22 protein-coding genes and 2 pseudogenes are annotated in these 26,367 nt (G+C 69.1%); 10 read left to right on the plus strand and 14 right to left on the minus strand.

All coding sequences use genetic code 11. The features are described 5' to 3' along the window. Positions 1 to 245: 245 nt before the first annotated feature. From ACFHPP_RS26380 to ACFHPP_RS26390, 3 genes are all read right to left on the minus strand, one after another. Positions 246 to 776, minus strand: coding sequence for an SCO family protein (locus ACFHPP_RS26380; RefSeq protein ID WP_437166226.1), 531 nt, complete (start codon positions 774 to 776; stop codon positions 246 to 248). A 159-nt stretch (positions 777 to 935) separates the two neighbouring features. Further along, positions 936 to 1,925 (minus strand): MBL fold metallo-hydrolase, encoded by a 990-nt coding sequence (locus ACFHPP_RS26385; protein ID WP_437166227.1) that lies wholly within the window; start codon positions 1,923 to 1,925, stop codon positions 936 to 938. Between the two features lie 505 nt (positions 1,926 to 2,430). Beyond that, entirely contained in the window at positions 2,431 to 2,718 is a 288-nt protein-coding gene (locus tag ACFHPP_RS26390) for a hypothetical protein (protein WP_437166228.1), read from the minus strand. Between the two features lie 58 nt (positions 2,719 to 2,776). Here ACFHPP_RS26390 and ACFHPP_RS26395 point away from each other — a divergent pair, with 58 nt between their 5' ends. Both ACFHPP_RS26395 and ACFHPP_RS26400 read left to right on the plus strand, forming a co-directional pair. Continuing rightward, positions 2,777 to 3,391: a hypothetical protein gene (locus ACFHPP_RS26395; protein WP_437166229.1), complete on the plus strand. Its 615-nt coding sequence runs from the start codon at positions 2,777 to 2,779 to the stop codon at positions 3,389 to 3,391. A gap of 237 nt (positions 3,392 to 3,628) precedes the next feature. After that, positions 3,629 to 3,880 (plus strand): WGxxGxxG family protein, encoded by a 252-nt coding sequence (locus tag ACFHPP_RS26400; protein ID WP_437166230.1) that lies wholly within the window; start codon positions 3,629 to 3,631, stop codon positions 3,878 to 3,880. 31 nt (positions 3,881 to 3,911) lie between these two features. Here the strand turns inward: ACFHPP_RS26400 and ACFHPP_RS26405 are convergent, their stop codons facing one another. Further along, positions 3,912 to 4,847: a LysR substrate-binding domain-containing protein gene (locus ACFHPP_RS26405; protein ID WP_437166231.1), complete on the minus strand. Its 936-nt coding sequence runs from the start codon at positions 4,845 to 4,847 to the stop codon at positions 3,912 to 3,914. Positions 4,848 to 5,038: 191 nt separating this feature from the next. On the opposite strand from ACFHPP_RS26405, the gene ACFHPP_RS26410 reads away from it, so the two are divergent. From ACFHPP_RS26410 to ACFHPP_RS26420, 3 genes are all read left to right on the plus strand, one after another. After that, a complete protein-coding gene (locus tag ACFHPP_RS26410) occupies positions 5,039 to 5,611 on the plus strand; it encodes a hypothetical protein (RefSeq protein ID WP_437166232.1) in 573 nt (190 codons plus the stop codon). 564 nt (positions 5,612 to 6,175) lie between these two features. Continuing rightward, positions 6,176 to 7,033, plus strand: coding sequence for a hypothetical protein (locus tag ACFHPP_RS26415; RefSeq protein WP_437166233.1), 858 nt, complete (start codon positions 6,176 to 6,178; stop codon positions 7,031 to 7,033). A gap of 464 nt (positions 7,034 to 7,497) precedes the next feature. Then, positions 7,498 to 9,426, plus strand: a complete 1,929-nt coding sequence (locus ACFHPP_RS26420) for a hypothetical protein (RefSeq protein WP_437166234.1) — start codon at positions 7,498 to 7,500, stop codon at positions 9,424 to 9,426. A gap of 246 nt (positions 9,427 to 9,672) precedes the next feature. Here ACFHPP_RS26420 and ACFHPP_RS26425 read toward each other — a convergent pair whose 3' ends face one another. From ACFHPP_RS26425 to ACFHPP_RS26435, 3 genes are all read right to left on the minus strand, one after another. Then, on the minus strand, positions 9,673 to 9,999 hold the full coding sequence (locus tag ACFHPP_RS26425; protein WP_437166235.1) for a c-type cytochrome: 327 nt from the start codon (positions 9,997 to 9,999) through the stop codon (positions 9,673 to 9,675). A gap of 218 nt (positions 10,000 to 10,217) precedes the next feature. Next, entirely contained in the window at positions 10,218 to 11,492 is a 1,275-nt protein-coding gene (locus tag ACFHPP_RS26430; protein ID WP_437166236.1) for a PQQ-dependent sugar dehydrogenase, read from the minus strand. Between the two features lie 264 nt (positions 11,493 to 11,756). Continuing rightward, positions 11,757 to 12,503 carry an SDR family NAD(P)-dependent oxidoreductase gene (locus ACFHPP_RS26435; protein ID WP_437166237.1) on the minus strand — a complete coding sequence of 249 codons (747 nt, stop codon included), beginning with the start codon at positions 12,501 to 12,503 and terminating at the stop codon, positions 11,757 to 11,759. Positions 12,504 to 12,884: 381 nt separating this feature from the next. On the opposite strand from ACFHPP_RS26435, the gene ACFHPP_RS26440 reads away from it, so the two are divergent. After that, positions 12,885 to 14,435, plus strand: coding sequence for a winged helix-turn-helix domain-containing tetratricopeptide repeat protein (locus ACFHPP_RS26440; protein ID WP_437166238.1), 1,551 nt, complete (start codon positions 12,885 to 12,887; stop codon positions 14,433 to 14,435). A 196-nt stretch (positions 14,436 to 14,631) separates the two neighbouring features. Here ACFHPP_RS26440 and ACFHPP_RS26445 read toward each other — a convergent pair whose 3' ends face one another. After that, entirely contained in the window at positions 14,632 to 16,086 is a 1,455-nt protein-coding gene (locus ACFHPP_RS26445; RefSeq protein WP_437166239.1) for a pyridoxal phosphate-dependent decarboxylase family protein, read from the minus strand. Positions 16,087 to 16,100: 14 nt separating this feature from the next. After that, complete coding sequence (locus tag ACFHPP_RS26450) at positions 16,101 to 18,206, minus strand: alpha/beta fold hydrolase (RefSeq protein ID WP_437166240.1); 2,106 nt, start codon at positions 18,204 to 18,206, stop codon at positions 16,101 to 16,103. Between the two features lie 99 nt (positions 18,207 to 18,305). Between ACFHPP_RS26450 and ACFHPP_RS26455 the strand changes: the two genes are divergently transcribed. Then, the gene (locus ACFHPP_RS26455; protein ID WP_437166241.1) at positions 18,306 to 18,917 is read left to right on the plus strand and encodes a TetR/AcrR family transcriptional regulator; all 612 of its coding nucleotides are present in this window, start codon (positions 18,306 to 18,308) and stop codon (positions 18,915 to 18,917) included. A 259-nt stretch (positions 18,918 to 19,176) separates the two neighbouring features. Here ACFHPP_RS26455 and ACFHPP_RS26460 read toward each other — a convergent pair. Continuing rightward, positions 19,177 to 19,326: pseudogene (locus ACFHPP_RS26460) on the minus strand (IS5/IS1182 family transposase); the annotation flags it as partial. Between the two features lie 20 nt (positions 19,327 to 19,346). Here ACFHPP_RS26460 and ACFHPP_RS26465 point away from each other — a divergent pair. Continuing rightward, positions 19,347 to 20,390, plus strand: a pseudogene (locus ACFHPP_RS26465) (amidohydrolase); the annotation flags it as partial. A gap of 1,613 nt (positions 20,391 to 22,003) precedes the next feature. Here ACFHPP_RS26465 and ACFHPP_RS26470 read toward each other — a convergent pair. The 3 genes from ACFHPP_RS26470 to ACFHPP_RS26480 form a co-directional block, all read right to left on the minus strand. Next, complete coding sequence (locus ACFHPP_RS26470) at positions 22,004 to 22,192, minus strand: hypothetical protein (protein ID WP_437166242.1); 189 nt, start codon at positions 22,190 to 22,192, stop codon at positions 22,004 to 22,006. 43 nt (positions 22,193 to 22,235) lie between these two features. Beyond that, entirely contained in the window at positions 22,236 to 22,358 is a 123-nt protein-coding gene (locus ACFHPP_RS26475; RefSeq protein ID WP_437166243.1) for a hypothetical protein, read from the minus strand. 115 nt (positions 22,359 to 22,473) lie between these two features. Beyond that, positions 22,474 to 22,617 carry a hypothetical protein gene (locus tag ACFHPP_RS26480; RefSeq protein ID WP_437166244.1) on the minus strand — a complete coding sequence of 48 codons (144 nt, stop codon included), beginning with the start codon at positions 22,615 to 22,617 and terminating at the stop codon, positions 22,474 to 22,476. A gap of 115 nt (positions 22,618 to 22,732) precedes the next feature. Here ACFHPP_RS26480 and ACFHPP_RS26485 point away from each other — a divergent pair, with 115 nt between their 5' ends. Both ACFHPP_RS26485 and ACFHPP_RS26490 read left to right on the plus strand, forming a co-directional pair. Continuing rightward, a complete protein-coding gene (locus ACFHPP_RS26485; RefSeq protein ID WP_437166245.1) occupies positions 22,733 to 22,942 on the plus strand; it encodes a type II toxin-antitoxin system ParD family antitoxin in 210 nt (69 codons plus the stop codon). Then, the gene (locus ACFHPP_RS26490; protein WP_437166246.1) at positions 22,935 to 25,412 is read left to right on the plus strand and encodes an ATP-binding protein; all 2,478 of its coding nucleotides are present in this window, start codon (positions 22,935 to 22,937) and stop codon (positions 25,410 to 25,412) included. The genes ACFHPP_RS26485 and ACFHPP_RS26490 overlap by 8 nt, the downstream gene beginning before the upstream one ends. 253 nt (positions 25,413 to 25,665) lie before the next feature. On the opposite strand, the gene ACFHPP_RS26495 is transcribed toward ACFHPP_RS26490, so the two are convergent. Further along, positions 25,666 to 26,367: PEP-CTERM sorting domain-containing protein (locus ACFHPP_RS26495; RefSeq protein ID WP_437166247.1), on the minus strand; the 702-nt coding region annotated here is incomplete at its 5' end.

The following is a 26,367-nucleotide window of genomic DNA, read 5'->3' on the forward strand; positions in this document are numbered from 1 at the left end:
AAGCCAGCTTCTGCGCCTTCCAGGCGTTGGTGCTCGCGCAGCGCCGCCGCGGCCGGATTGGCCACGGCCGCGCGACGGAGTAGCCGCCCCTCCCAGCCCTCCCCAGCGGAGGGCGCCCAGAGCCCCATGACCTCACCACGAGGTCATGGGGCTCTTTGCGTTCATGAGGCAACGGATCCGTCCCGAGGAAGCAGATTAGGCGAGGCAATGCGCCCGGCTTGTGATTGACGCGGTCTGCTGGCCGGTCAGCGAAGGGAAGCTCCTCCATTGGCCTGCATCCGAACCGCGGTGGCGATGCGCTCGGCCGGCGTGCCGGGCGGGAAAAAGCCGAGATGCCGCCCGTCCGCACCCCGCAGGTAGATGAAGGCGCTGTGATCCAGCAGGTAGTCCGAGGCGTCCGGCGATTCGACCCGCCGGAAGTAGACCTTGTGCTCGCGGGCGACGCGACGGATCTCCGCAGGGCTGCCGGTGAGTCCAACCAAGGCTGGGTGGAAAAGAGTAACGTAATCAGCAAGACGCTCGGCTGTGTCGCGTTCCGGGTCGAGCGTGATGAACAGCATCCACACGGGCATGCCGGCATCCCTGCCGAGCAGCTCGGCCGCCTCGGCGATCGCCTGCAGGTCGGTGGGGCAGACGTCGGCACAGTGTGTGTAGCCGAAGTAGAGCAACGTTGGTCGGCCGAGGAAGTCTGTCTCTCTGCTTCTGGTGCCGGTGTGGTCGGTCAGGCCGTCGAGCGGGCCGCCGATATGCCCGCGGCCCCACATGAGGTCGTCCATCAGCGCCTCAGCGGAGGGCTCATCGGTCGTCTCGGCATTGGCCTGCTGTCTTACCGTCGCGCCGGCCAGGACAAGCCAGGCGGCGCAGCCCGATACAATAGCGCGTCGCCGCTGCCCGGATCGGCGTGCTGCTTCGCCCGCCACGGTGGCGCGGGCCTTTCAGGTGCCGCCGAAGATCAGGCGGGTGCCGGTGCTCGACAGCACCAGCCGGTCGGGCATCTGCTCGCGCATGGCGTTGACGAAGCCGAGCCCGCTGCAGTGCATCGGGATGACGACATCGGGGTTCAACTCCTTCAGCTCGGCCACCGTCTGGGCGATGTAGTCCGCCGGCGCCGGGCCGAGATGGAAACCGCCGACCAGCGCGTGCAGCTTGCGCACCCCCGAAACCTCCTGCGCCTTCCGGATGCTGCTCAGGGCGCCGCGGTGACCGCAGGAGGTTATGACGACAAGGCCACGGTCACGGAGGTTGAAGCAGGTGGCGTGCTCATGGTGGTGTTCGTCCCGCACGATGCGCCCTTGCAGCTCGGCGGGGGCGAAATGCTGGGCGTTGCAGCCGATGCCATCGCGGGCGGCGTACTCCACCACCGGACCGGGCAGCACCCGCTCGAAGCCAAAGTTCGGGATAGGACCGGTGGTGAAGGCATGGTCGGAGATCACCGTGGGGCGGTCGGCGAGCACCACGTTGACCCGCTGCGCGGCCAGCTCCCGCCTGTCGAGGACGCCAAAGTCGGCGAGCTGCTGCGCCGGCTGACCGGGCGCGCCGGAGTAGCGGTGGCAGAAGTTGTCCTCACCCCCTGCGTAGAGCGTCAGCTCAGCGGGGAGGGCCTCACGGTGGCGGCGGAGGAAGCCAATAAGACCGCCAAAGTGGTCGTAGTGGCCGTGGCTGAGGACCAGCGTCCCGATCCTGCGCGGCTCTACCCCGAGGCGATCCATGTTGTTCAGCAGCGCCTCGGGCGTGTAGCCGAAGTCGAGCAGGGTGGTGCGCGGCCCACCCGCCTCCCCCGCGCGCTCGGAAGTGAGAAGCAGGGACAGGCCCCACTCATTGTGCAAGGGGCGCGGGAAGCCGCCGGTGCCGCGCGCCCGCTGCGCCTCGACCCCGTTGACCTTCTGCGGGGCGAGAAAAATATCCTGGCTGCTGTCGATCAGCACCAGCGCCTCCAGGCGGTCCACCGTGGGGATTTGCACTGGCCCGGTGGCTTGGCCTGCTGCTGGCAGTACTCCGGCGCAGCTGAGCACCGCGCCCGCGGCGGAGGATCTGAGGAAGGTGCGCCGCCCGAGTCCGCTCATCACAACGCCTCCCAGAGGAGGAACGCATCGGGAGCCGCCGACGCCGGGACGGCGAGGCAAACGCCGACGTGTCCGGTCGAAACCCAAAGGAGTCCTAACAAGCGGCCAGCCTCGGCCGCAAGCAGAATCCCGGAGTGTTCCCCTCTGTGGCGTGATGCGAGCTACCGCCCTCAGAGCATCCGGCGCGATGGCTGCGAGATCGCGCTCGAGGCCGCCCAGCCGTCCAGCCGCAGCCGAACGTTCGCGCCGGCCGGGCCGACCACCAGGCATTGCGTCGCTGGCCGAGGCGCAGACTTGATGGCGCACCCAGCCCTGGGGCGGCGACACAATCAGATGGTGCAGGCGTGCTTGTCCTACACGGGCCTTATCATCTCGCATGCCTCGCCGTATCCGCCGTCAACCGTTTCAGCGTCGCGACCAAGCCCACCAGCATGTGTGCTGCCTTCGCCGCCTGGCCAGTCGTCATGCCCTGCTGCAGAAACTCTGTGCGCAGCCGCGCCATGTCCTCGAGGATCGCGGCTGGCGTTTCGGCATTAGGTAACATGACAGGACACCGCTCCAACAAAAGCCGCACCTGATGACTGAGCCGGACCCGGCATTGGCGCTGAATGCTTTCTCGCACCGGATGGTGGAGGCTGCGTTCGGGCGGCATCATGCCCTGCCAGTTCGGAGGATCGTCGATGCGGAACTACTCGCGTATAGCAGGTGCGTACTTGGCCCTGTGTCTGCTCATGTCGTCTCCTGCCGACGCCCAGAGTGCCACGCGTGATCGGACGTGGTTCGCAACAGTTTTTGCCGGCCAGTGGTTCTCAGTGAACGAGCCGAGCGCCACCCAGCGACTAGGGTCGCAGGATGCAGGGTTTCAGGATTCTTACTTCGTCTCAGTTCTGCTGAACAATGTGCTCGTGAGCGAGCTGCGTACGGACTGGCCGCTGATCAGTCCGGTGATCGACGGCAGCTCTATCGAACTGGAGGGGCAGGTCGGGCGTCACTTCGGGCTTCAGGACCAGGGTGAGGTGACGCTGGCGCTTCTGTGGCGCTCACGCGAAATCCCGATCCCGTTGACCAAGGGCCGATTCAACATTGGGATCGGCGAGGGGCTGTCCTATGCGCTGGCACGTCCAACCTACGAAGGTGCGGCGCACGACCAAGAGCCGCGGAAGTTCCTCAACTACCTCGCTCTCGAGGCGGAGTTCTCGCACCCTCTTCTGCCGAACGTTTCCCTGGTGCCGCGAGTGCACCACCGGTCCGGAATCTTCGGACTAATCGCACCACGCGGCAGCGGGTCAGATTTCATTGGCCTTGGGCTTCGGGTGACACTGCAATGACCGGCGGTCGCCGGTAGGCGCGGCAGGGCGGCGTGCCTGCCACCAAATTGGAGTGGTCTTGGAACTGTGCACAGGGTCGATCGGTCATGCGCCGTATATGCACGGCGGCGCCGTCAGGTCGCGCACGGCAACCATGGCGCGCGCTTCGCAGAGACCAAAAATGATGGGGGGTTGCGCAACAGTCCGGGCAACTTCGGCGTTCTTCCTTGACCGCCACATAGGCGAGGGAGATGGACGATGTCCAAGAGCACAGGTCCTTGCGCGGCAGCCCTGGTGACGGCCCTCATGATTGGACCCGCCCTAACGCAGACGGCCCTGGCGCAAACCGCCACGGCGCCGACGACCACGGGACCTTTCACGCGAATTGATGAGAGGCGCGACGACGGCTTCAACTGGGGCTTGCTCGGCCTGCTGGGGCTGGCGGGACTGGCGCCGCTGTTCATGAGGAAGGACAGCCATGGCAACGTGCATGCCGACACCCGGCGATGAACAGCGTGAAGGCGTAGTTCGCTAGCCCGAATTATTCAACAGCGCTGCCTGCGTCGCTCGATGGCCTGGAAATCGGCCAGATCTCCCGCACGTAGGCGTCGAACGCCTCCGGGAAACCTTCGGCGTAGCGGGGCAGTGGGCGGCGCCCGTCCCAGAGAACCACGAAGTCGGCCTCCACTGGCTCGCCCCGGCAGGTCAGGCGCGAGACCCGCAAAGGCCTGCCCCCGGTGCGCACGGTGGAGGGCAGGACGGCCACCCCGACCCCGGCCTCGGCGAGGGCCAGCAGCGCGTGCGCCGCACCGCCCTCGAAGGCGATCACCGGGTCGAGATTGGTGAGGTGGCACGCCGCGTCGAACATCTGCCGCGTGCCGAAGCCGCGGCGCAAAAGCAGCAGCGGCATGCGCGCCAGCAGGCTGACGTCCAGGTCGCCGCCTTCCGCCAAGAGCCCGTAGGACGGGGCGTGCGCGACCAGCAACTGCACCGGCGGCAGCGCCAGCGTCGCGAAGCGCCCGTCGTCGGCCGGCCGGATGGCGGTCGCCAGGTGGACCTCGCCGCGCGCCAGCATGCCGGCGTGCTCCACGCCGCCGGCCTCGGTCAGCCTAATCTGTACGCCCGGGCGCAGCCGCGCGTAGCGCCCGAGGAAGCCCGAGAAGACGCTCTCAATCACCTGCGGGGTAGCGGCCACGCGCAGCACGCCGCCCTCGCCCCGTGCCAGAGAGCGCGCCCGGTCCGCCACCGTCTCGGCATGGCTGAGCAGGCCGCGGCAGTGCACCAGGAACTCCTCCCCTTCGCCGGTGAGCAGCAAGCGTCGGCCGACGAGCTGGAACAGTGACACCCCCAGGTCACGCTGCAGGTCGCGGATCTGGCGGGACAGCGCCGGCTGGGTGATGCGCAGCCGCTCGGCCGCCCCGGAGACGCTCCCCCGTTCCGCCACGGCCACGAAGGTCTGCAGGCGCCTGAGATCCATGGGCCCAATCATGCCAGAGCGGCATGGGAAGATAGAAAAATTATGCCTTGGACGGACCCACACAGGGGGTGCGATGCTCTGCGATGCCGCTCGGTGGGACGCCCCCGAGATCGCGGGTCGCAGTCCTCCTCCCGCATAACCCGTAACGTCTCCCGGTTCGGCAGCTCCATCCTCGTCTCGGAGACCGGGCCATGTTTGATCTGGACCAGTTCGTCGCCGACTGCCGTGCCGCGCTTGCCGAGGAGCGGGGCGGCCACCGCGCTGTGCGCGAGGTGGTCGCCCGCGCCGTCTCCGCCCCCGGGGCCGTGCTGAAGGGGCTCGGGGAGCCCGCGCGCGCCCAGGTGCAGAAGCTCCACCATTCGCCGGACCTGACCATCCTCAACGTGGTCTGGGGCCCGATGATGACCGTCATGCCGCACAACCACCGCATGTGGGCGGTGATCGGCATGTACACGGGCTGCGAGGACAACATCTACTGGCGCCGACTGCCCGACGAGGCGGCCGGCCGGCTGGAGGCCGCCGGCGCACAGGCGCTGCGGGCGCGCGACTGCGCCGCGCTCGGCCGCGACCTTATCCACTCCGTCACCAACCCAATCCCGCGCCTGACCGGGGCGATCCATGTCTACGGCGGCGATTTTTTCGCCGTGGAGCGCAGCGAGTGGGATCCCGAGACCCTGAGAGAGGGTCCCTACAGCGTGGAGAAGACGATGCGCCTGTTCGAGCAGTCGAACGCCGCCCTCGGCGGAGTTGGCGCGAGCGGCTGAACGGCGCGAGACCCGGTCACCGACACGGGCGGTGTCCCCGAGGGTAGCATCCACCGGGGCGGGGTCGTGCCGTCTCCAGACCGCCGCCCGGAGCTGGCGGTCAAACCCCTCCTCATGCACCGCCTGCGAACGACTCGGTGGCGCGCGGGCTCACGTCTTGGCCGACGAGCGGCAGCTCGCGTCCCCGATGAGCCACGTGCGCCGGTCTGTGCCAGATCGGACCCCGCCTACCCGCGCTCCTTTCTGTCGCAGAACCGGTAGATCGCCCTATCCCCGTGGCTCAGGCTGGAACTGGAACTTGATCCGGAGGCGGATGGAGGCGGAGCTGCTTGAGCTTGCTGAAGCAGCACACAAAGAGGCGGCACCAGTAGATTCCCGAGCATCAGGAGTTTGGTATACCTGGATCCGCACAGGCAGGAAGAATCCAGGGTGAGTGACGATCCGGATGTCCCACATGATCCTAGCCTGCCCCGCTTGGCTGGCATGCCCATCCGTGACGGCAGCGGTGCGTTCTCCCGTGTGCTGAGGGCGACAGCCACCACGCGGCGCCAGCGTGCCCGCCAGATGCGGCATGTCGGCGACGATGCCGGCGCGGACCGCGAGGATCATGACGCTGCCTACCTCGAGCGTCAGTCCGACCGCCAATGCGACCCGCTGCTCGCCGCCGGGGCTCCACTACTGCGGGGCAACAGCGGCGAGGTGGTGGTGGCGCCGGCGCCGGAGTTTGGGCCGGACGTGTTCCAGAAGGTTGTGCAGCAACCACCCGACATGCTGGCCGCCGAAGCCAGCGAGCAGCGGATGATGCTGACGTCCTCGGTTTCCGAGCCGGCGCTCACGCTGGCCCTGGAGCTGGGGGAAAGCATCGGCGCGCAGACGGCGCTGGAGCGCAACCTGGTCCATCAGATGGCGGCGGCGCATGTGGTCGGCACGAAGATGCTGGCCCAGGCGAATGCCTTCTTGGCGCTGGTGGTGCCTTGGGCATCCGAGGAACGACAGCAGACGCAGAGCATCGAGGCGGCCCGGATGGCGAGGGCAGCGGCGCGGCTGCTCGAATGCTCGCAGCGCGCGGCACTGACCCTGGATCGGCTGCGGAATGGCGGTCGGCAGACCGTCACGGTGCAGCACGTCACGGTGCAGGAAGGCAGGCAGGCGGTGGTCGCGGGCACGCTGAAGCGGGGGAGGGGGGTCGGAAGTGAGCGACCCTCTCCCGCCCCAAACCAAGCAGCAGCCCGGCGCGCGGACGCCGGAGGGGCTGGAGCGGTGTCGCAAGGCGGCGTGGAAGCATGGGCGCCGCAGCGCCGAGGCCATCGCCGGGCAAAGGCTGCGCGGCCAGGCGCGGCGGATCGTCGCAAGCCTCAGCGCGCTGATCCGCGAGGCGGAAGCCGCATGTACGGATCGGGAGAGGGGTGCCAGCCTGGCTGACGCTGAGGTGCGGGCTGCGACCGATGCCTAATTACATGCGTCGGCGCGCGCCGACGATACCAAGGCGGCGATCCCGGCGAACCAGACCTTCCGTGTCCTGCTGGTGATTGCCGGGAATTCGGATGCGGCGGATGTGATGGTGCGAAGTTTGGCGCTGGTGGAGGCGTTGCGCCTCAGGCTGGGCTTTGGGCTGGTTGGCGCGGGCGGTCAAAAACCAGCAGGCGCTGCTTGCGGCACTCTCCATGCGCGATGCGGAGGGGGCGACGAGACTGACAGTCGCCTCATCGGGCGACGCCACGGCGGACCTGCAGGAGCGCGACTTGGCAAAGCAACCTATGCACGAAGGCGGCGCGCAATAATCGAAACCTGACGCTTGGTACCCGTGCGTAGATCAGGTCTGGGCGGAGCAGATGTTCTGATTCGTCGGCCGCCGATTTCACTGCTGGGACCCGGGCTGAAGCGCTATGCTGTTCGGTGTTGGCGGCTGCGAAGAGGGCTCGCCGTTCGCGCTGGCGGGGTTCCGCCTGGCGCCAGACTGTCTTCGCCCAGACTGTCTCCGCATGGTTGCCGGCAGCTTGCCTTGCCCATCAGCGCAGGAGGTCAGCATGAGCGTTCACGCTTCGATCGCGGCCCCGACAGGCCGCGTGGCGCAGACACATACCGCCGAGCCAGGGCTGCCACGCCGCGTCTTACTCGGCGGCGCAGGGCTTGCCTTGGGTTCAGCGATCTCGCCGGGCGCGCCCAGCATCAAGCCCGCGGCGGCGCAGCCGGCCGGCAAAGCCCCGGCGGGCCGGCCCCTCGTGGCGGCGGTGCATGACCGTGCGCTCGAGATTCGCCAGGCTTGCGCGCGCGTCGCCGCTGCTCTACCGGCAACGCCGCACCCGACCAATGGCGACGAGGAGCGTTACGCCAGCGCCATCGGCTCCGACACGCGCAGCCTGCCGCATGATGCGCGCGGCGAAGTGGATCCTGCCGCGTGGCGCGCCTTTCTCGGGGCCTGCGAGATCGGCGATCCGGCCGATTTCGAGAAGGTGCCGCTCGGCGGCACCCGCCGGCTCGGCAACCCGATCGGCACGCTGGCCGTCGGCCTCTGCGGACCCGACCCGACCCAGGTCGCGAGCCCGGCGCCGCCGGCGCTCGCCAGCGCGGAACGCGCGGCGGAGGCGGTCGAGGTCTATTGGCAGGCGCTGCTGCGCGACGTCCCCCTGACGGCGTTCCAGGAGGGCAGCACGCATTCGGGTGTGCTCGCCGCCTGCGAGGAGCTGAACCGGCTCGGCGACTTCCGCGGCCCCAAGGCCGGGGGGCGCGTGACGCCGGCGACGCTATTCCGTCCCACGGCCGTCTATTTCGACGACAACGACCCGAAGGGCCGCGTGGTGACGCCGGTTGGCGTGCTCGATGGCCCAATGATCTCGCAATTCCTCCTGCGCGACGTGCCCTGCGGCGCGCAGTGGATGAGCGCGCGCATGCGCCCAGCGACGCCGGAGAGCGAGTTCCTGACGAGCTGGGAGGACTGGCTGCGGGCGCAGAACGGCGAGCCGCCGCGCCGCGGCGTCACCTACGAGGCGACGCCGCGCTACATCGCAACGGGACGTGACCTTGCCGAATGGGTGCGGCATGTGCCGCCTTTCAACACGATGGCGCTGCTCCTGCTGACGACCGGCGCCTTTGCGCCCGATCCGCGCTACGGTGGGCTGTTCCCGGCGGCGCAGCCCGCGGCCAATCCCTCGAACCCCTACCGCCGCCTGACCCGGATGAACCCGGGCGCGACCTTCAGCCCATTCCACGTCACGGCTGTCATGGCGGACGCGTGCAGCGCGACCCAGCGCGCTGTCTACTGGCAGAAATACTTCGTGCATCGCACACTTCGGCCGGAGGCCTATGGCGGGCTTGCGCATCAGCGGATCGTCAACGGCGTGACCGACTACCCGCTGCACGATGCCTTCCTCCGCTCGGAGGCGCTGGAGCGGACGCGGGCTAAGCAGGGCACCGTCCTGCTGTCGCAAATCTACCCGGATGGTGCACCTAACTTCTCGGCTTATCCGGGCGGCGCCTCGTCGGTCGGATCGGCGATGATCACCGTACTGAAGGCGTTCTTCGACGAAAGCCGGGTCATTGAGAACGCGGTGCAGGTTGACCCGCAGGATCCGACGCGCCTGATACCATATGCTGGTCCGCCGCTGACGCTGGGGGGCGAGCTGAACAAGCTGGCGACCAACTTCGGCTACGCCCGCAATTGGGGCGGCATCCATTGGAGGTCCGACGCAGCCGCCTCCATGGCGATTGGCGAGGAGGTGGCGATCGCGATGTTGCGGGAGATCCGCCTCACCCTACGCGAGCCCTTTGATGGGTTCCCCTTCACGCGCTTCGACGGCAGCCGCGTGACGATTTGAACGTCGTCGAGCCGGCGCATCCGCTCGCGCCGGCCCGCGCCGTGCTGGGTGCCGCCCGGCCGCTCACGGTTGAGCGTTGCGCGGCCGAAGGCGCCCTCAGTTTCGAACAACCAGGACACCAATCGCGCCAAGCTTCATCTACGCTAGAAGGTGCGCCCGGGAGGTCGGGCGGTAGTAATGTCCGCTCCTGGCGGGGGAGCGGTCATTCAGTCGCAGCGGCCTCTTCGTGTATCGCCAGCGGCAACGCTACCGGTGTGACAGGATCCACCTGACCAGCGCTTCGGCCTCCTCCCGCGAGAGAGATGATTGCGGCGGCATCGGCATCTGCCCCCAGTTTCCGCTGCCGCCGGCGATGACCCGTTCGGCCAGCGCCCCGACCGCGGCGCTGTCATTGGCATACCGGGCGGCGATCAAGGTGTAGGCGGGGCCAATCATGCGCCGTTCGGCGTGATGGCAGGCTATGCAGTTCTTGCTTCGCGCCAGATCGGCGCTTGCCAAGGCCGGCGACGACATGACGACGGCGCCGAGAACAAGGGCGAGTCGGTGGGACTTGATCATCGGAAGGGCCTTCATGCTGTGGCGTCCAGGCCGGACGGCATTGCAGCAGAACAGTGGGATCAGGCGAACGACCTCGGGCCGAGGCCGGCGGGCAGGGCCGATCGCGGCTGCACGCATTGTTGCCGGCGCCAGGCAAGCCGCGCCGGGCGCAGGGAAGCCGGGCCTCGGACAGGATGGAATGCTGGGCGGCCGCAGGGCGCCTTGCGGACCCTGCGGCCGGCTGCCGTCACGGTTCAGTTCGGGCTCAAGCGGAAGATCTCGCCCGTGTCCGTGCCGAGATACAGGTGGCCGTCCGGCCCCTGCACCGACGAGCGGAAGCGGGTGGCCGGCATCGGCAGCGGGATGCTCGTCCGGTTCGAGGACAGGCCATCCGCGGCGATGTCGAGGATGTCCACGCGGTTGCCCACCGGCGTCCCATGGATGCCGATGCCGAGATAGGTCACCGCCATCCGCCCGTTCCAGGCGCCCCACTGCGCCCCGTTGAGGAAGGTGCAGGAGGACATGCCCTGCGACATGCCGTCATTGACCCAGGCCGGCCGCATCGCGTTCGGATAGGAGCGCAGGTCGGTCATCGGCATGAAGGCCGCGCGCTCGGCGTTCGGCATTGCGCCCATCTGGTTCGGGCTGTAGCCGCAATAGCCATCGGGGCAGTCGCCGCGTCCGTTGACGTTGGCGCGCGGATCCCACCCGCCATTGCCGCCGGGCACCAGAGCGGTCACCTCGTCGCTGTGCCAGGGGCCATGCTCGGCGGCGAAGAGGCGGTTGTCGGACGGGCGGAAGCAGATGCCCTGCGGATTGCGGTGCCCATAGGTGAAGATGCGCGGATCGAAGCCGGCCGGCGCGTTGTTGCCCGTGGCCGGCCGCCCGTCGCGGTCGATCCGGAGCACCTTGCCGCCGATCAGCGTCGGGCTCTGCGGCACGGGCCCGTTATGGGTATCGCCGGTCGTCACGTAGAGGAAGCCGTCAGCAGGCCCAAAACGGAGCCGCCCGCCATTATGCGCGCCCGAATCACCGAATGGGTGGTCGGAGGGCCGCGGCTTGTACTGGATGTCGCTGACGATGTCGGTGCGGTCGGCGACGCGCGTCAGGTCGGCATTGACGGTGAGCCGCAGCACGCGGTTGGTGCCCGGCGCCGTCATCCGGGACGCCGAGTAGATGTAGATGAAGCGGTTCTGCGCGAACTCCGGGTCGACCGCCACGCCGCTCAGACCGGCTTGGCCGTCGCAGAACAGGTCGGCCGCCGTATCAGCGTAGCCTTGCGACCCCCCGATGCCGAGCAGCGCGTGGGTGGTGCCCGAAGGCAGGCGCACCGAGAGACCGCGGCACTTCTCGGTGAAGAACATCGTGCCGTCCGGCAGGAAGGCCATGTCCCAGACGAATTCCCGTCCCTGCACGATGGTCGTGCTTGTCAGGTTCGGCCCGCCCTGGGCGTGCGCGGCGATGGGCGAGGCGAGTGCGGCTGCGGCGAGAAGCACGCTGGGCAGCGCGAACCATGGATGTCGTTGCAAGGCCGTCCCTCCCATTCTCGTTCAGGCTTCCATCCGGAGCGGTCTTGATGCGTGCGCCGTGCCTCTTTGGGCCGGGCACCACCATTTCCGGACGACAGACGGTATCCGGTCCGTGCACCGAGGAGAATGAAAACGTCAGGCAAACCGCTCCGAGGATCAGACCTTTCGGCGCGAGATGGCACCTCCCGTCCGGCCGTCGGCGTGTTGCGAGAGTCCGGGTTGGGTCGAGCCCGGCCGGACCCGCACCTGTCATCGTGGCCTCGCTTATCGCCGTGGCAAGACCAGGGCGATGCCCTGCGCGATGGCGGCACGGACGAGGGCGGGCGCGGTGAGCAAGGTCCCGCTGATCGGACCGAGGACGAGCGTGCGCTGCCGCCCAAGTGCGCGGAGCGCTGCGCCTGCGACGTGCCGCGGGCTCTGCGCGCCTGGGATGCCGCGCCCCCAACCCGCCCGGTCGGCGAAGCGGCTCTGGGTCGCGGTGGGACAGAGCGCCAGCACGTCCACCGGCTCTGTCGCGAGCTCGGCCGCCAGCGCTTCGGCCAGCGACAGATCGAAGGCCTTCGATGCGGCGTAGGCGGCCAGCCGCGGCACCGGCGCGAAGGCCGTGTTGCTGGACACGACGATCACGCCCGTCCTCCGGCCGGCGGTCCGGGCGCGCTCGATCATGCCGGGCAGGAGGCGGCGCGCGAGCACCGCCGGGGCGAGGACATTCACCCCGACCGTCTCGCGCAACGCCGCCTCGGGCTGCGCGAGGAAGTCTCCGAAGCGCCCGGTCCCGGCGTTCAGGACGAGCAGGTCGACACCGAACTCGCCCGCCCGGGTGGCCACGGCGTCGAGCCCATCCTCGGTCGCCAGGTCGGCGGCGATCACCTCGACCTTGCGATCGACGCCCGACAGCCCGGCGGCGAGAGCTGCCAGCGCGTCAGTTCCGGCCCGTGAGGAGAAGGCCCGCCCCGCCGGGCAGCGCCAGTGCGAAGGCCTCGCCGATGCCGCTCGACGCTCCCGTGACAAGGGCCGCGCGCGGCCGCCAAAGCATGTGCGTCATGTGACGGATCTGATGTGGCCCGGCCGTTCGACAAGCCGGCTTGCGGGAACCCCGGCCCGGAGCACGGAACACCGATCCCTATACCAGTGAACCGCCCCTCGGGGTGGAAGGGCCGCATCGGGCGGTGAATGAACATCGGCAGCATTCGGCGTAGCCGCATCCCAGATCATTCGCCTGCGACTTCGCTTCCGTGCAAACGGCTCCAATTCAGGATTGCACATCCTCTTCTGATTCTTCGCTCCAGCGCTGCGTGGCCAGACGGGATGTAATTGCGATAGCCTGTCTAAGGGTGATGCCGAACGCGGCCCAAAAGCAGTCGCTTGCACCGGAGCCTATGTGGGAGAGCGATGACAGCTGGTTCCGGCAGGGTTCGCTTCGGCTGCTGCGTGCTTGATGCAAATCGAGGCGCGGTCTTCGCGCCCGATGGGCGTGAGACGCTTCTTCGCCCGAAAGCGTTGGCGATGCTGCTCCTGCTGTTGCGAAATGCTGGCCGGGTTGTGTCGCGGGAGGAGATCCTGGACACCGTGTGGCCAGGTCTCTTCGTCATCGACGACAGCATCACGCAGTGCGCGGTGGAGATCCGCAGGGCGCTGGGTGCGGTTGGGGGCGACCTGCTGAAGACCCTGAAAGGTCGCGGCTACCTGCTCGAAGCAGAGGTCGAGGCCGAGCCGGCGCGATCAGGGAACCCTGCCGCACTGTTGCCGGAGGACCGGCCCTCCATTGCTGTGCTGCCGTTCCGCCAGGACCCCAACGATGCAGCGGATGCATACTTCGCCGACGGAATCATCGAGGGCATCGTGCACGTGCTCTCCGGCCTCGAGCGCATCGTCGTTGTCTCGCGCGGGTCGGCTCTTTCCGTTGCCGAGGTCACGGCAGACCCGCGCGAAGTCGGCCGCAGGCTGGGCGTGCGCTACATGCTGCATGGAGGGGTGCAGCGCGGCGCCGGGCGCCTGCGCATCACCACCGAGCTCTCAGACTGCGAGACGGGCACGGTCATCCGCAGCGACCGCTATGAGGGCGAGGCGTCCGACCTCTTTGCCCTGCAGGACCGCGTCGCAGAGGAGGTCGTGGCCTTTATCGCGCCGCAGGTCCGTGCCCAGGAACTGCGGCGGGCTTTGCGCAAGCCGCCGGGAAACCTCACCGCCTACGACCTCGTGCTGAGGGGACTCGACAGGTTTCACCGGCTCGATCGCAGTCCCTTCGAGGAGGGCCGCACGCTGCTGGAGCAGGCGATCTTGGCCGACCCTGGCTTTGCCCTGGCGCGAACCTACCTCGCCTGGTTGCACGTGCTCCGTGCCGCTCAGGGATGGTCGCCCGACCCGGCAGGCGACGGGGAGGCAAGCAACCGCCTTGCGCAGGAAGCTCTGGAACGCGACGAGAACGACGCGCTGGCGATGGCGATACGCGGCCATGCGCTCGGCTATTTCAGGCACGATTTCGCGAATGCCGAGCGGCTACTCGACCGCGCCGTGGCCACCAGCCCGAGTTGTGCGCTCTCCTGGTCGTTCAGCGCAGCGCTGCGCATCTGGCTGAATCGCGCGGAGGAGGCGGTCTCCCGCGCGGAACGGGCGCTCCGCCTCGCGCCGGCGGATCCCCTCACCTTCTTTCACGAGCACATCCTGTCTACAGCCTTCTATGCTCTCGGCGATCATGAGGCTGCACTATGGCTCGGTAAACGCGCCGCGGCATCGAGCCCGTTTCACGTGTCCAATCTCAGGGTTATCATTGGCGCCGCGATCGCGCTCGGCCGCGCCGACGAAGCTGCGACGCTCGCGCGCCAAGTGCTTGCGATCGCGCCCGAGTTTCGGGTCAGCACCATGGCCAGGGTGACGCCTTTGCAGGGAGAGCTGAAAGCTCGCCTTCTTGACGCCCTACGGCGTGCCGGTCTTCCGGACTGATGAGTGAGCCGAGCGCAGGATTTTTGTGCTGCGTCTGTCGCGTTGAGAGTCCGCTCAGGGTCGGTTTTCCCCGTAGCCGCCCGCGGGTTTGACCTACCGCGGGCGGGGGCGGATTGCAGACATCCTGGCTGCCTCAGCGCCGGGTACCCTCCCGAGCCTGTGGCGTTCTTGCGGCCGTTTGGCTCTGCGGAGCATCTCAAGGGGCGGACAGCACCTCTCGGCCGAGCCGTAACACCTCATCCACAAGCAACTCCAGATCCGCGTCGCGCGTGCGGTGATTGCAGATCGCCGCGCGCAGGCAGTGATGGCCGGAGAGCTCGGTGTCCGAGATGGAGGCGATTCCTTCCTCCTGCAGGCGGAGCATGATCTCGGTGTTCACGGCGCGCAGCGCGACCTCGTCGAGACCGGGAGGGGCGTAGCGGAAGCAGACGACGTTGATGGTCACGGGCGTCATCAACACCAATTCCGGATGCGCCTCCACCTGCGCGGCGAGGCGGCGGGCCTGGGCGATGTTGCGGTCGATCATCCGGCCGAACTTCGCCGTGCCGTGCTCCTTCAGGATCATCCAGAGCTTGAGGGCCCGGAAGCCGCGCGATGTCTGCAGGTTGTAGTCGTGCGGATACTCGGCGGCCGCTGCGCCACGGGGCTTCTCCTCCAGGTATTCCGGGTGGACGGCAAAGGTGCCGCGGTGGAGCGCCGCGTCGCGCACCAGCGCGCAGCCGGCCTCGAAGGGCGCGTGCAGCCATTTGTGGAGGTCGAGCGCAAGGGAATCCGCCTCCTCGAGCCCGGCGACCAAGTGACGGTGATCCGGCGCGAGGCGGAGCAGCGCGCCGATGCAGCCATCCACGTGGAACCAGAGCCCCTCCCGACGGCAGAGCGTGGCGATGGCCCGCAGGTCGTCCACGGCGCCTGTGTTGGTCGTGCCGGCGGTGCCGATGACGCAGGCAGGCTTGAGGCCGCCGGCGCGGTCCACGGCGATCGCCTCCTCCAGCGCGCGGAGGTCGAGACGCAGATGCTCATCCGTGCCCACCCGCCGCAGCGCGCGGTTGCCGAGGCCGAGAAGCTCGACCGCCTTCTGATGGCAGCTATGGACCTGGCTCGAGGCGTAGAAGCGCAGCGGGGCGGGAATGGCGGCGACGCCCTCCTCCCGCACGTCCACGCCGGCCATGGCGTTGCGCGCGACGGTGAGACCGATGATGTTGGCCTTCGAGCCACCATCCACGAGCGTGCCGGATGCCGTTTCGGGGAAGCCCATCATGTCGCGGACCCAGCGCACCACCTGCGCATCCATCAGCGTCGCGGCGTTGTTGCCGCCGCCGAGGTTGGATCCCTCAATGGCGGCGAGGAACTCGCCAAGCGCGCCGGTGAAGCTGCCGGATCCCATGTACCACATCCAGAAGCGCGGATGGATGTTGCCCATCGGATAGGGCAGCAGCGCCTCACGGATCTCGCGCCAGACCCCGCCCAGCGGCAGAGGCTTCTCCGGAAGCGGCGTCGCGAAGGCAGCGCGCACGCCGCCCGGCATCTCGCGCCAGACCGGCCGTGCGCGGACATCACGCAGGTGGACGACGGCGGCGTCCACCATCTCGTGGGCGAGCGCGCGCATCGGCTCCCAGTCGGCCGGGTCGAGGCTGTCCACGTCTTGGTTCATGGCTTGGCCTCCGCTCAGAGCAGATCGGCGAGCATCCGTGCCGCACGCGCCGCACCGTCCGCGCCGACGGGGCGGGGCGCGGGCGGCTTCGCCAGCGTCTCTACCATTGCATCGGCGATCGCCTCGGGCGTCGCGGCGGCGAAGTCCATCCGGCGCCCGGCGCCATAGCGGTCCAGCCGGTGCGCGACGTGGAAGGTCTGCTCGAAATGGTTGCGCAGCGGGAAGTAGAGGAAGGGCGTGCCGGCGGCCGCGAGCTCCATGCAGGTCGTCAGGCCGCCCTGCACCAGCGCCAGGTCGCAGGCGGCCAAGTGGCGATCGAGCTCCGGCACGAAGGCGCGCAGCTCCACCCCTTGCGGCGCTTCGAGCGAGCGCGGGTCGATGCGAGGGCCGGCCACCACCACCATGCGCAGCTCCGGCAGCCTGGAGCGCACGAGCGGGTAGCTCCGCAGGATGCGGCGCAGCAGGTGCGTCCCCACGCCGGAGCCGCCGACGGTGACGATGCAGACGCGCTCGTCCGGCCGGTAGCCCAGGCCGCGGCGCAGCTCATCGCGCGGGCCGAAGGCTTCGGGGTGCTGCCCGATGACATAACCAGCGAACGCGAAATGCTGCGGCACCCAGTCGCGCATCGCCGGCAGGCCGGGGCCAAAGTCGCGCGGGATCACGTCCTCCGGGTCGCCGACGAAGATGGCGCGGTCGCGCACGCCCGGATGCCGCTCGACATGCCCGATCATCTCGACGTTGTAGTCGGAGGCGAGAAAGGCCTCACGTTCGCCACCCGAGGGCATCGGCAGGTAGCCGACGAAGTCGGTGAACCACGCCAGCGGCGCCCGCTTCAGCTCCGGGTGCTCATGCCAGTGATGGTCGATGTCCCACGCCTCGTCGGCGATCACCAGGTCGTAGTCGCCTTCCTCGACGGCGTCCTGGAACAGCATGAAGTTGAGCGCCAGCACCTCGTCCATGCGGCGGATCGCCTGGAAGGCATTCAGCTCGTGCTCGCCGGCTTCCAGCTCGATGTGCCGGGACTCGCTGGCGAGCCGGGCGCTCAGCGGGTGGATCCGCTCACCCTCAGCCTCGATCAGCCTCGTGACGGGATCCTGGGCGAGCCAGTCCACCACCAGGTCGGGGTGCAGGCGGCGCAGCTCGCGTGTGATGGCGAGATCGCGCCGCGCATGGCCGAGGCCGATCGGGGAGGAGACGTAGAGCGCCCGCTTCGCCGGCCGCGTCCGCGGCGCCTTCCGTCTCGGGGCCAGGACGCCGAGCCGGCGGTCGAGAAAATCGACGATCAGTGCGTTGCACTTGCCGGGATACCGCCCGAGCGGGTTGTGGCCGCCGCCCGGGATGGTGACGAGCTCCGCGCCTGTCGCCGCCGCCACGGCTTGGGCACGGGCATAGGGCTGGATGTGGTCGTCGTCGCCATGGATCATCAGCACCGGGCAGGCGATGCGGCGATACATCGTCTCGCTGACGTCGAAGCCCGGCGGGATCGTGCGCGCCTGCACCGTCCGGGCCAGCACCTCGCCCGTCGTCCCCGCGGCCCACTCCATCCCGTCCTCGATCTGCTTGGTCGAATGCGGGTCGGAGAATATGTTGGAGACAAAGAAGGCGGCGAAGTCGGGATAGTCGGCGAGGAAATGCGCCCTGGTGTACTTGTTCCAGCCCTTGGCATCGTTCGGCTGCGAGCGGAAGTGCTCCGGCGCCATGTAGGGGTAGCCGGGGCCGATGCTGGCCGAGGTGCCGGCCAGCACCACCGCCTTGACCCGCTCCGGATGCTGCGCCGCGACGATGGTGGCGAGCAGGCCTCCGAAGGAGAGGCCGACGAGGATGGCCTGCCCCACCCTTGTCGCATCCATCACCGCCAGCAGGTCGGCAACGAAGTGATCGAGCGCGTAGGCTTCGACCGCGTCCGGCCGGTCGGAGCCGCCGTTGCCGCGGCCATCGAAGGCGATGCAGCGGAAGTGCTCGCTGAAATAGGGCAGCTGCGCCTTGTAGACGCGGGCGTGCACGATGCTCCAGGGCGGCACGAAGACGAGGGTCTGCGGCCCGTCGCCGTAGATCTCGTAGTGCAGCCTGACGCCGTCGCGCTCGACGAACCCCTCCTCGGCCGGCAGCTTCGCGCGCATGACCCGGGGCCTCCTCCTTCAGGGCGGCAAGGTTTTGGCGCCCCCTTGTTCGATCGTCCGACCGAAAGCATACTTCAGCCGGATGGGAGACCGTCAAGCATGAATGACTCGCCCCGCGATGCCCCGGTGCGTGGCGAAACGCGGGCGCAGCTTCTGACGGCGGCGCGCGACTGCCTGCTGCAGGAGGGCTATGCCCGCTTCTCCACGCGCCGAGTCGCAGATCTCGCCGGCGCGCCGCTCAGCCAGATTGCCTATTACTTCGGCTCAAAGCAGGGTCTCGTGCTCGCCTTGCTGGAGGCGGAGAACCGCCGGCTGCTGCAGCGCCAGGCCGCCACCTTCGCCGAGCCGATGCCGCTCGCCGCGCGCTGGGAGCGCGCCTGTGACCATCTCGAGGAGGACCTCGCCTCCGGCTATGTGCGGGTGCTGCAGGAGATGATCGCGGCCGGCTGGTCCAACCCAGAGGTGGCGGCCGCTGTGCGTGCCAACCTGCAGGGCTGGTACCACCTGCTGACCGGCCTGGCGGAGGAGGCTGGACAGCGCTTCGGCGGCCTCGGACCCTTCACGGCCGCCGAGGTGGCGGCGCTGGTCGGCACCGCGTTCCTCGGCACTGAGGCCCTTATCCTGCTCGGCCATGAAGGCGACACGGTCCCGGCCCGGCAGGCGCTACGCCGCGTAGCGACGCTGCTGCGCGCGATCGAAGGGGCGCCGTAGATGGGCGTGGCCTGCCGACCTGACCCGGCCGCGGTGAGAGGTGACTTGCGTCAAGGGCGCCCACTTTCCGCGGCGCCCTGAGTGGCGGCTTGGTATACCTGTGACGCCGCCTCGGCGCATGTGCGATGGCAGTGCGTCGGTGCGCACGAAGGACCGGTTTGGGTCGATTCCGTTGAAAAAGGGCTGGGAGGACCGGCTTTGGGGTCGGTGCCTGCTCGGCACGGGTGACCGCGGTTCGGGCTTTCCTGACGCTACCGCATCAGCCGGTGGGTGCTGGCGTGGGCAGCGGGAGCAGCTTCGCGAGCTTGCGGAGGTTCTGCGCGGCGGCGGCGAGGTGGAACTCATCACGGGCACCATTCGGACCTCGTAGCCGCAGCCTGCTCAGGCCAAGGATGCGCTTGAGGTGGGCGAGCCGCGCGCCTCGCTGAATTCGGGCTGGAGGTGCATCGCGGCCTGGGCGGAACGGGCGTCGTCGGCACGCTGCGGGCCGGGAGCGGCAACCGCGTCATCGGCTTCCGGGCCGACATGGACGCGCTCGCCATCCAGGAGGTGCCGGGCCGCGCCTACGGCTCGCGGGCGCCAGGACGAATGCACGCCTGCGGCCATGACGGGCACACCGCCATGCTGCTCGGGGCCGCCAGGGCGCTGGCCTCCGGCGGGGGCTTCGCCGGCACCATCCACTTCGTGTTTCAGCCCGCCGAGGAGCACGGCCGGGGCGCGGCGCGGATGCTGGATGATGGCCTGCTGCGGCTGTTTCCGATGGACGAGATCTACGGCGTCCACAACATGCCGTGCCTCCCGCTGGGCCACATGGCCACGCGAAGCGGCCCCTTCATGGCGGCTGAGGACAATTTCGAGATCACGGTGCACGGCAGGGGCGTCCACGCGGCCCGGCCGCACGAAGGCGTCGATCCCATCGTCGCCGGCAGCGCGGTCGTGCTGGCGTTGCAGACCATCGTGTCGCGCCGGCTGGACCCGACGGCGCCCGCCGTGGTGTCCGTCACCGAGTTTCTGACGGATGGCACGCGCAATGTCATCCCGACAACGGTCCGCATCAAGGGCGACTGCCGCAGCTACCGGCCGGAGGTTAGCGCAGCCATTGAAGCGGAGATGCGGCAGGCGGCCGAGGCGGTGGCGGCAGGATACGGGGCTACCGCCGAGGTCGCCTACAGCCGGGAGTTCGTGCCGACGATCAACGCTGCGGAGCAGACGGAAGCCGCCCTGCGGGCCGCGCGGGTGGCGTTCGGGGCGGCGGCCGTGGACGGGGCGTGCGATCCGGTGATGGGATCGGAGGATTTCGCCCGCCTGCTGGCCGTGGTGCCGGGCTGCTTCGTCAACCTGGGCAACGGGGCCCCCGGCACGCCCGGGGCGGTGCCATTGCACAATCCCGCCTACGACTTCGACGATGCCGGGCTTCCGCACGGCGTGGCCTTCTTTTCCGCACTCGCCCGTGACCGGCTGCCGCCTGCCTGACCTCGCCCCTCGGTTGAGGGACGCCTTTCCGTGAGGCTGGTGTGGGTAGACTGCCGCAGGGGAGAGAAGCGTTCCGGATCTGCGGTGTCCCCCCAAGAGCCGGGCTGTTGGCGCCGCAGCGGCGCCGAGTCCCGCACCTTGTAAAGGCCACATAGCCGCGGGACTTAGGTGGGGGACTTTGCGGCACTCTGGGGGGCGCCTTGCCGGGCATGCTCGCCGGCGCCTGGTTCGGCGCGCAGGTCTACCGCCGGCTCAGCGACCGGCGGCCTCCACGAGGGCCTGCTCCGCCTTTCCGCCTCCGCATTAGTCGGAACCAGCCTGACATCATTCTCCAGTCTCGGCGTGAGGGACGTGGCGGCGATGGGGTGCTCCGCATCTGGACCTGCGTTGTCTTGTCAGGGGCCAGGCTATCGGCGTCGTGGGGGTGCCGCCTCTCCCGCACCCTGCGGAGGCCGAAAAGCCGCGGGAGAGGGGTGCGGGAGAGAGGTGCGGGAGAGGGGGGTGCGGGAGAGGGAATGGAGCAGTTGCAGTTGCTTGGTGACCGAAATCACGGCCATGGACGCTCCTCCTGCTACCGCACCGGTTTGGCGGCTTCTGCCGTTTGTGGGGTGCCCTCGCCCTCCTGCGGCCGGGGGCAAGAGGAAAGCGGGCCACCCCGCTTTCAGCGTCGGACAAAGCGCCATGTCTCCTGGCTACCCGGCCAGGCACCAAGACACCGTTGACGCGAAGGCGGTCCTGCCTCGAATCTAGATGAGGAATCCCGTTGCGATACAGCTACATCTTCCCGCACCCTCGCAAGGGCCGAAAACCCGCGGGAAAACCCTGCGGGGAATGAAATTGCGCGCGATTGCCGCTGTGCATCGCCCGGCACCGCGGCCGTGGATGCTCCTCTTCCTGCCGCCCAAGCCCGGTGGCTCCTGCCGTTTGCGGACGTCGCCATTCCCTGCAGCCAGGCAAAGGGGAGGGGTGGCCTCCAATCCGGCTCCGGCCAGAGGGCCATGTTCCCTCCATAGGGTAGGAGCTTTGTGAGGTGACCATGCCCGCTGAGACTGAGCTCACGAACCCATCGGACGCCGCCCTCCTGGCCAAGGTGGCCGAGGCCCTCGACCGGACCGCCAGCTCCCACAGGGCCGGCGCCTCCAGGTCGGCCCGCGCGGCGACGGTGCTGCGGAGCGATGCCGCGCCGGTCGGTGGCGAGGCTGCGCGCGCCCGCCTTGCCCATCTGGCGCTGCGGATGCTGACGCAGCCGGAGGCCGCCGCCGGCCGGATGCGGTGGCCGGCTTCCTATGACAGCAGCGCGGCCATCTGCGAGAAGCCCCGCTTGACCTCGTCCGCACCGTCGAGGGCGCGGAGCAGGTGCGCCGGCTCGTGGAGCTGGAGCCCCCGCTTGGACGACCCGGTCTGGCCCGGGTTGCTGCCGCGGCGCAGCTGGACGACCTCACGGCAGAGAAGGCCTTTGCTGCCTATGCAGCCGGCCATATCGGCAGCCCCTCGGATGATGGCATCACTGGCTTGCTCAGAGGATCAACCATTCCAAAATCAGACGATAAGGCGCTCTCGGGTGACTCTGAGCGGGAAGCGGTCCCAGGGCGGCGCTCGGCAAAGCCCCGAACTCAGCGCGGCAACCCAGCCCGCGCCAGCCCGTCCAGCACGCGGGACTTCGCCTCGGGCTGCAGCACGTCGGACTGCGCGCACCAGGTGACGGTCAGGTCGGGGAAGGAGCGCTGTAGCGATGCCAGCGCATCCACGCCGGCCAGCGCCAGCTCCAACGCCATGGCGGCGCCCGACAGGGCCGGCGACAAGTCGGAATTGCCGCCAGGCACCGGCTGAGGTCGGTGCTGCCGCTCATGCTGCGCGTCCCCCGAACAGGCGCGCCAGATCCTGCACCGCATCGCGCGCCCAGGCGTTCGGCATGCTGTCCCATGCGGTAGCGGGCTCCGGCTCCTGCCCCGCCAGTGCGATCGCCATTTGCGCCTTCGCCAGCACTCCAGCCAGCGTCTGCGGGGGGCGGGCGTCTACCTGAGGGGCGAGCGTCGGTTGTCAGATGAACAACGCGATAGGGTGAATGGGTCCGGAACGCCGGTCATGCGGCCACCCTGCCGCCGCCCTGGCGGAGCGGCCGGCGACGTCCGGCGGTGGCTGCGGCACGGTCCCAGAGGAAGTCGCCCGAGAAGCCGATGTGCTCCCAGGTCAGCGGTGAGGTGTGGGCGAAGAGTTCGTCCAGCACCGGCTGTCCACGGGCACGCAGGTGCTCCCATCACGCTTACGCGAGGGGGCGGCCTTCAATGTCAAAGCTGGACACTTGGCGGCGAACACTTGCGTTGCAGCCACGGAGCTCCGCCATGACCGACAGACCCTCTTCCCTCAACGTCTCCCTCACCCGCGAGTTAGCGGAATACGTCGGCGACCGCGTGCGCTCGGGCCGCTATCGCAGCGCCAGCGAGGTCGTGCGCACTGCGCTCCGCCTGCTGCAGCGCGAGGAGCCGGGCAGCACCGGCGCCGAGCCGAAGGACGCGCGGCGGGTGCCCGCTGCGCCCGACGGCCATGGATGACCAGCGTGGCGCCGATCCGATGCCGGAGGACCTCCGCCGGGAGTGGATGGCGCGTGGGGAGGAGATCGAGCGGCTCCGGCAGGAACTAGCCGAGGCCAAGTGGGCGCTGACGCGCCAGGACGAGGCGAGCCGGGCGGAGACCCTCAGCCACGCCGGCGAACTCGAAGCCAGCGCAGCGCGGACCACCACCGCCGAAATCGATGCCGCCGCGGCCTGGAGACGGGCTGCGGAACTGGGCGTCTCGCTGGGCCGGCGCATCGCGGAGGGGCAGGCTCAGCTGATCGCCTCTCAGGTGGCAGTCACTGCGCTCGAGAGCGCAAGCGAGGGCCTCGTCGCTGGCCAGGCCTCCATCGCGCTGCGCGAGAGCGAGGCGCGGCATCGCCTCCTGATCGAGAGCTGGGCGCAGGCGGTGTGGGAAACCGATGCCGACGGTGTCGTCGTCGCGGACAGCCCGAGCTGGCGTGCCTATACCGGCCAGACCCTGGAGGAATGGTTGGGCTACGGCTGGCTGGACGCGATCCATCCCGACGACCGGGCCTATGCCAGTCGGCAATGGCGGGAGGCGGTCGCGGCCCGCGGGCTCGTGGACGCCGAGTTCCGTCTTCGCGCCCCCGACGGCGGCTGGCGCTGGACCAATGTCCGCGCCGCCCCCGTGCCCGATGCGGGGGGGCGGGTCGAGAAATGGGTCGGGATGAACATCGACATCGGCGCCCGCCGGCGCGCCGAGGCGGCACTGCGCGAGAGCGAGGAGCGGCAGGCGTTCCAGCTACAGCTCAGCGATGCGCTCGCGTCGTTGACCGATCCTGCGGACATCCATGCGGAGGCCGCGCGGCTTCTGGGCGGGCGGCTCGGCGTCGACCGGTGTTATTTCAACGAATTCGATGACCGCGGGACGCACGTGACCGTCTGGAGCGACTTCCACCGCGATGGTCTGCCTTCAATGGTAGGCGTACACGACCTGTCGGGCGAGCGGCACTTCCTCGATCTGATGCAGTCGGGAGCCGTGCTCGAGATGCCGGACCTGACGAACTCCGAGCATTTCAGCGTGCAGGCAAAGGCGACCTACGGCGCCCTGGGCATGCGCTCCGCGCTGGGCGCGCCCCTCCTGCGGAACGGGCATCTGGCCGCTGTGCTTCTCGCGGCCGATACTCGCGTCCGACTATGGACCCGTGGCGATGCGGAGCTGCTGAGCGGCGTGGCGGAGCGCACCTGGGCGGCCATCCAGCGTGCCCGCGGCGAGGCGGCGCTGCGCGAGAGCGAGGCCCGCACCGGCGAGGAACTGGAGGCCCGCGTGCGCGAGCGTACAGCGGAGCTGATGGCCGCCGAGGAGAGCCTGCGCCAGTCTCAGAAGATGGAGGCGATCGGCCAGCTCACCGGCGGCATCGCGCACGACTTCAACAACATGCTCCAAGGCGTCAGCGGTGCCCTGGCGATGGCGCAGCGCCGCCTCTCGGAAGGCCGGGTGCCGGACGTGACGCGCTACATGCAGGCGGCAGGCGACGCGGCGACCCGAGCAGCCGGGCTGACGCGCCGGCTGCTCGCCTTCGCACGGCGCCAACGGCTGGACCCGCGGTCGGTCGACGTGGACGCGCTGATCGGCGGGATAGGCGACCTGCTCCGCCGCACCATGGGCCCCTCGATCACCCTCGACCTTCAGTTGTGCGACGGCGCCGGCCAAATACTCTGCGACCCGAGCGAGTTGGAGAGCGCGGTGCTCAATCTCTGCATCAACGCGCGTGACGCGATGCCGCAGGGCGGCCGGCTCACCATTGCAACCACGGATGTCCGGCTCGCGGCGGCGGACATCGCGCCGCACGAAGGCGCTGCCGCGGGCGACTACGTCTCGATCCGCATCAAGGACACCGGGACGGGCATGACACCGGAGGTCCTTGAGCACGTGCTGGAGCCCTTCTTCACCACCAAGCCGCAGGGCGAGGGCACCGGCCTCGGGCTGAGCCAGGTGCACGGGTTCGTCCGCCAGTCCGGTGGCGTCTTGCGCATCGCCAGTGCGCCAGGGCGTGGCACGACGATGCGGATCCTGCTGCCGCTCACGCCGGCCGAAGCGCTCTTGGCAGACCGCGGCGGGCACGCGCAGGCCGCCGTACAGCGGAGCCGCGGCGAGACGGTGCTGATGGTGGACGACGAGGCGGCGGTGCGCGGGCCCGCGGCGGAGTACCTGCGCGACCTCGGCTACCGCGTCGTGGAGGCGAACGACGGGCCGACCGCGCTGCGCCTGCTGGACGAGGGGCTGCGGCCCAACGTACTCGTCACCGACGTCGGCATGCCCAACGGCATGGACGGGCGCGCCGTGACGGAGGAAGCGCAGCGGCGGCTGCCGGGGCTGCCGGTGATCTTCGTCACAGGCTACGCGCGGGTCACGCTGCCGGACGACGCGGTCGTCGTCACCAAGCCGTTCGACCTCGACCTGCTGGCACGCCGCCTGGGCTTCGTCTTCGGCCACCGTCCCTGAGGTGCCAACAACCGCAGCAAGGGACCGCTTCGGGGAGAACCCGGCGCAAGCCGCTCGCTGTAGCGCTCCCAAACGGTCAACGGCGTTCCTGAAAAGTTCGAGCTTCGCGTTGCTTATCTGACAACCGACGCTCTGCCCTCAGGAGCGATCAGGCCAAGGGGACGGCAAGGCGGTTGCTGACCAGAAAGCCCGGAGTGCAAACGCGCCCAGCAGATGCTGAGCGCGTCGCTTTGGCACGAAGGCCGTAGCCGGTTCAGGCCTTCTTGCCACGGGCGCGGCGCACCAAGCCAAGGCCCACAAGGCCGGCGCCAAACAGCGCAAGCGAGGCGGGTTCAGGCACTGGCACGGCCCTGATCTCGCCGGATGCCACGGGGAGCGCGACCTTGTATCCCGGCGTGCCATCCGCCTCGCCAGGCCCGAACCCCAGGCCGGTCTCGGAGTTCAGCAGCCTGCCATGCAGGACGATCTCGCGTAGGGTCAGGGGAAGCAGATCCTCGCTGCCAAAACCTGCCGCGAAGGAGGGGCTGTTCGACAGGTTATAGGTCTGGGTGAAGTTCACCATGCCATTGGGTGCGGTGGGGAACTGCCCGGAGCCCGGCGGCTGATCCAGATTCAGGATGATCGGCCCGTAGGTTGGAAGGCCCTCCGCCAGTTCGATGAAGCCGTCGCCGTCGGTATCCTGCGCCAGCGTCGGCGTGAAGGAGTCGACAGGATTACCAGCAGCGTCAAACCGGCCGTGGATGTGCTGGATATGGGTCTGGTTCGGGGTCAGGCCGCTCGCCGTGATGTTGACGGTCAGCATGTTGCCGTCGAGGCTGAGCCTGGTGAGGCCCGACACGCCCGAGCCGCTCAGCGGCGTCAGGACAGCCTCGTACAGCATCGGCGCGGCCTGTACGGGAGCCGCGGTCAGCAATGTTGCTCCCACCAAGGCTGAGGCCAGAGTGAAGGCGCGTAA

Origin of the sequence: Falsiroseomonas sp. E2-1-a20 (assembly GCF_051433195.1) — a bacterium.
Taxonomy (GTDB): Bacteria; Pseudomonadota; Alphaproteobacteria; order Acetobacterales; family Acetobacteraceae; genus Falsiroseomonas.

Excerpts from the sequence above, each read along its gene's own strand:
- ACFHPP_RS26485 (WP_437166245.1), top strand. The coding sequence starts at position 22,733 with ATGACCGACAGACCCTCTTCCCTCAACGTCTCCCTCACCCGCGAGTTA.
- ACFHPP_RS26490 (WP_437166246.1), top strand. The coding sequence starts at position 22,935 with ATGGATGACCAGCGTGGCGCCGATCCGATGCCGGAGGACCTCCGCCGG.
- ACFHPP_RS26410 (WP_437166232.1), top strand. The coding sequence starts at position 5,039 with ATGTTTGATCTGGACCAGTTCGTCGCCGACTGCCGTGCCGCGCTTGCC.
- ACFHPP_RS26425 (WP_437166235.1), bottom strand. The coding sequence starts at position 9,999 with ATGAAGGCCCTTCCGATGATCAAGTCCCACCGACTCGCCCTTGTTCTC.
- ACFHPP_RS26475 (WP_437166243.1), bottom strand. The coding sequence starts at position 22,358 with ATGGCGATCGCACTGGCGGGGCAGGAGCCGGAGCCCGCTACCGCATGG.
- ACFHPP_RS26445 (WP_437166239.1), bottom strand. The coding sequence starts at position 16,086 with ATGAACCAAGACGTGGACAGCCTCGACCCGGCCGACTGGGAGCCGATG.
- ACFHPP_RS26420 (WP_437166234.1), top strand. The coding sequence starts at position 7,498 with ATGCTGTTCGGTGTTGGCGGCTGCGAAGAGGGCTCGCCGTTCGCGCTG.
- ACFHPP_RS26450 (WP_437166240.1), bottom strand. The coding sequence starts at position 18,206 with ATGCGCGCGAAGCTGCCGGCCGAGGAGGGGTTCGTCGAGCGCGACGGC.
- ACFHPP_RS26400 (WP_437166230.1), top strand. The coding sequence starts at position 3,629 with ATGTCCAAGAGCACAGGTCCTTGCGCGGCAGCCCTGGTGACGGCCCTC.
- ACFHPP_RS26455 (WP_437166241.1), top strand. The coding sequence starts at position 18,306 with ATGAATGACTCGCCCCGCGATGCCCCGGTGCGTGGCGAAACGCGGGCG.
- ACFHPP_RS26380 (WP_437166226.1), bottom strand. The coding sequence starts at position 776 with ATGGACGACCTCATGTGGGGCCGCGGGCATATCGGCGGCCCGCTCGAC.
- ACFHPP_RS26415 (WP_437166233.1), top strand. The coding sequence starts at position 6,176 with ATGCGGCATGTCGGCGACGATGCCGGCGCGGACCGCGAGGATCATGAC.
- ACFHPP_RS26405 (WP_437166231.1), bottom strand. The coding sequence starts at position 4,847 with ATGGATCTCAGGCGCCTGCAGACCTTCGTGGCCGTGGCGGAACGGGGG.
- ACFHPP_RS26390 (WP_437166228.1), bottom strand. The coding sequence starts at position 2,718 with ATGATGCCGCCCGAACGCAGCCTCCACCATCCGGTGCGAGAAAGCATT.
- ACFHPP_RS26440 (WP_437166238.1), top strand. The coding sequence starts at position 12,885 with ATGACAGCTGGTTCCGGCAGGGTTCGCTTCGGCTGCTGCGTGCTTGAT.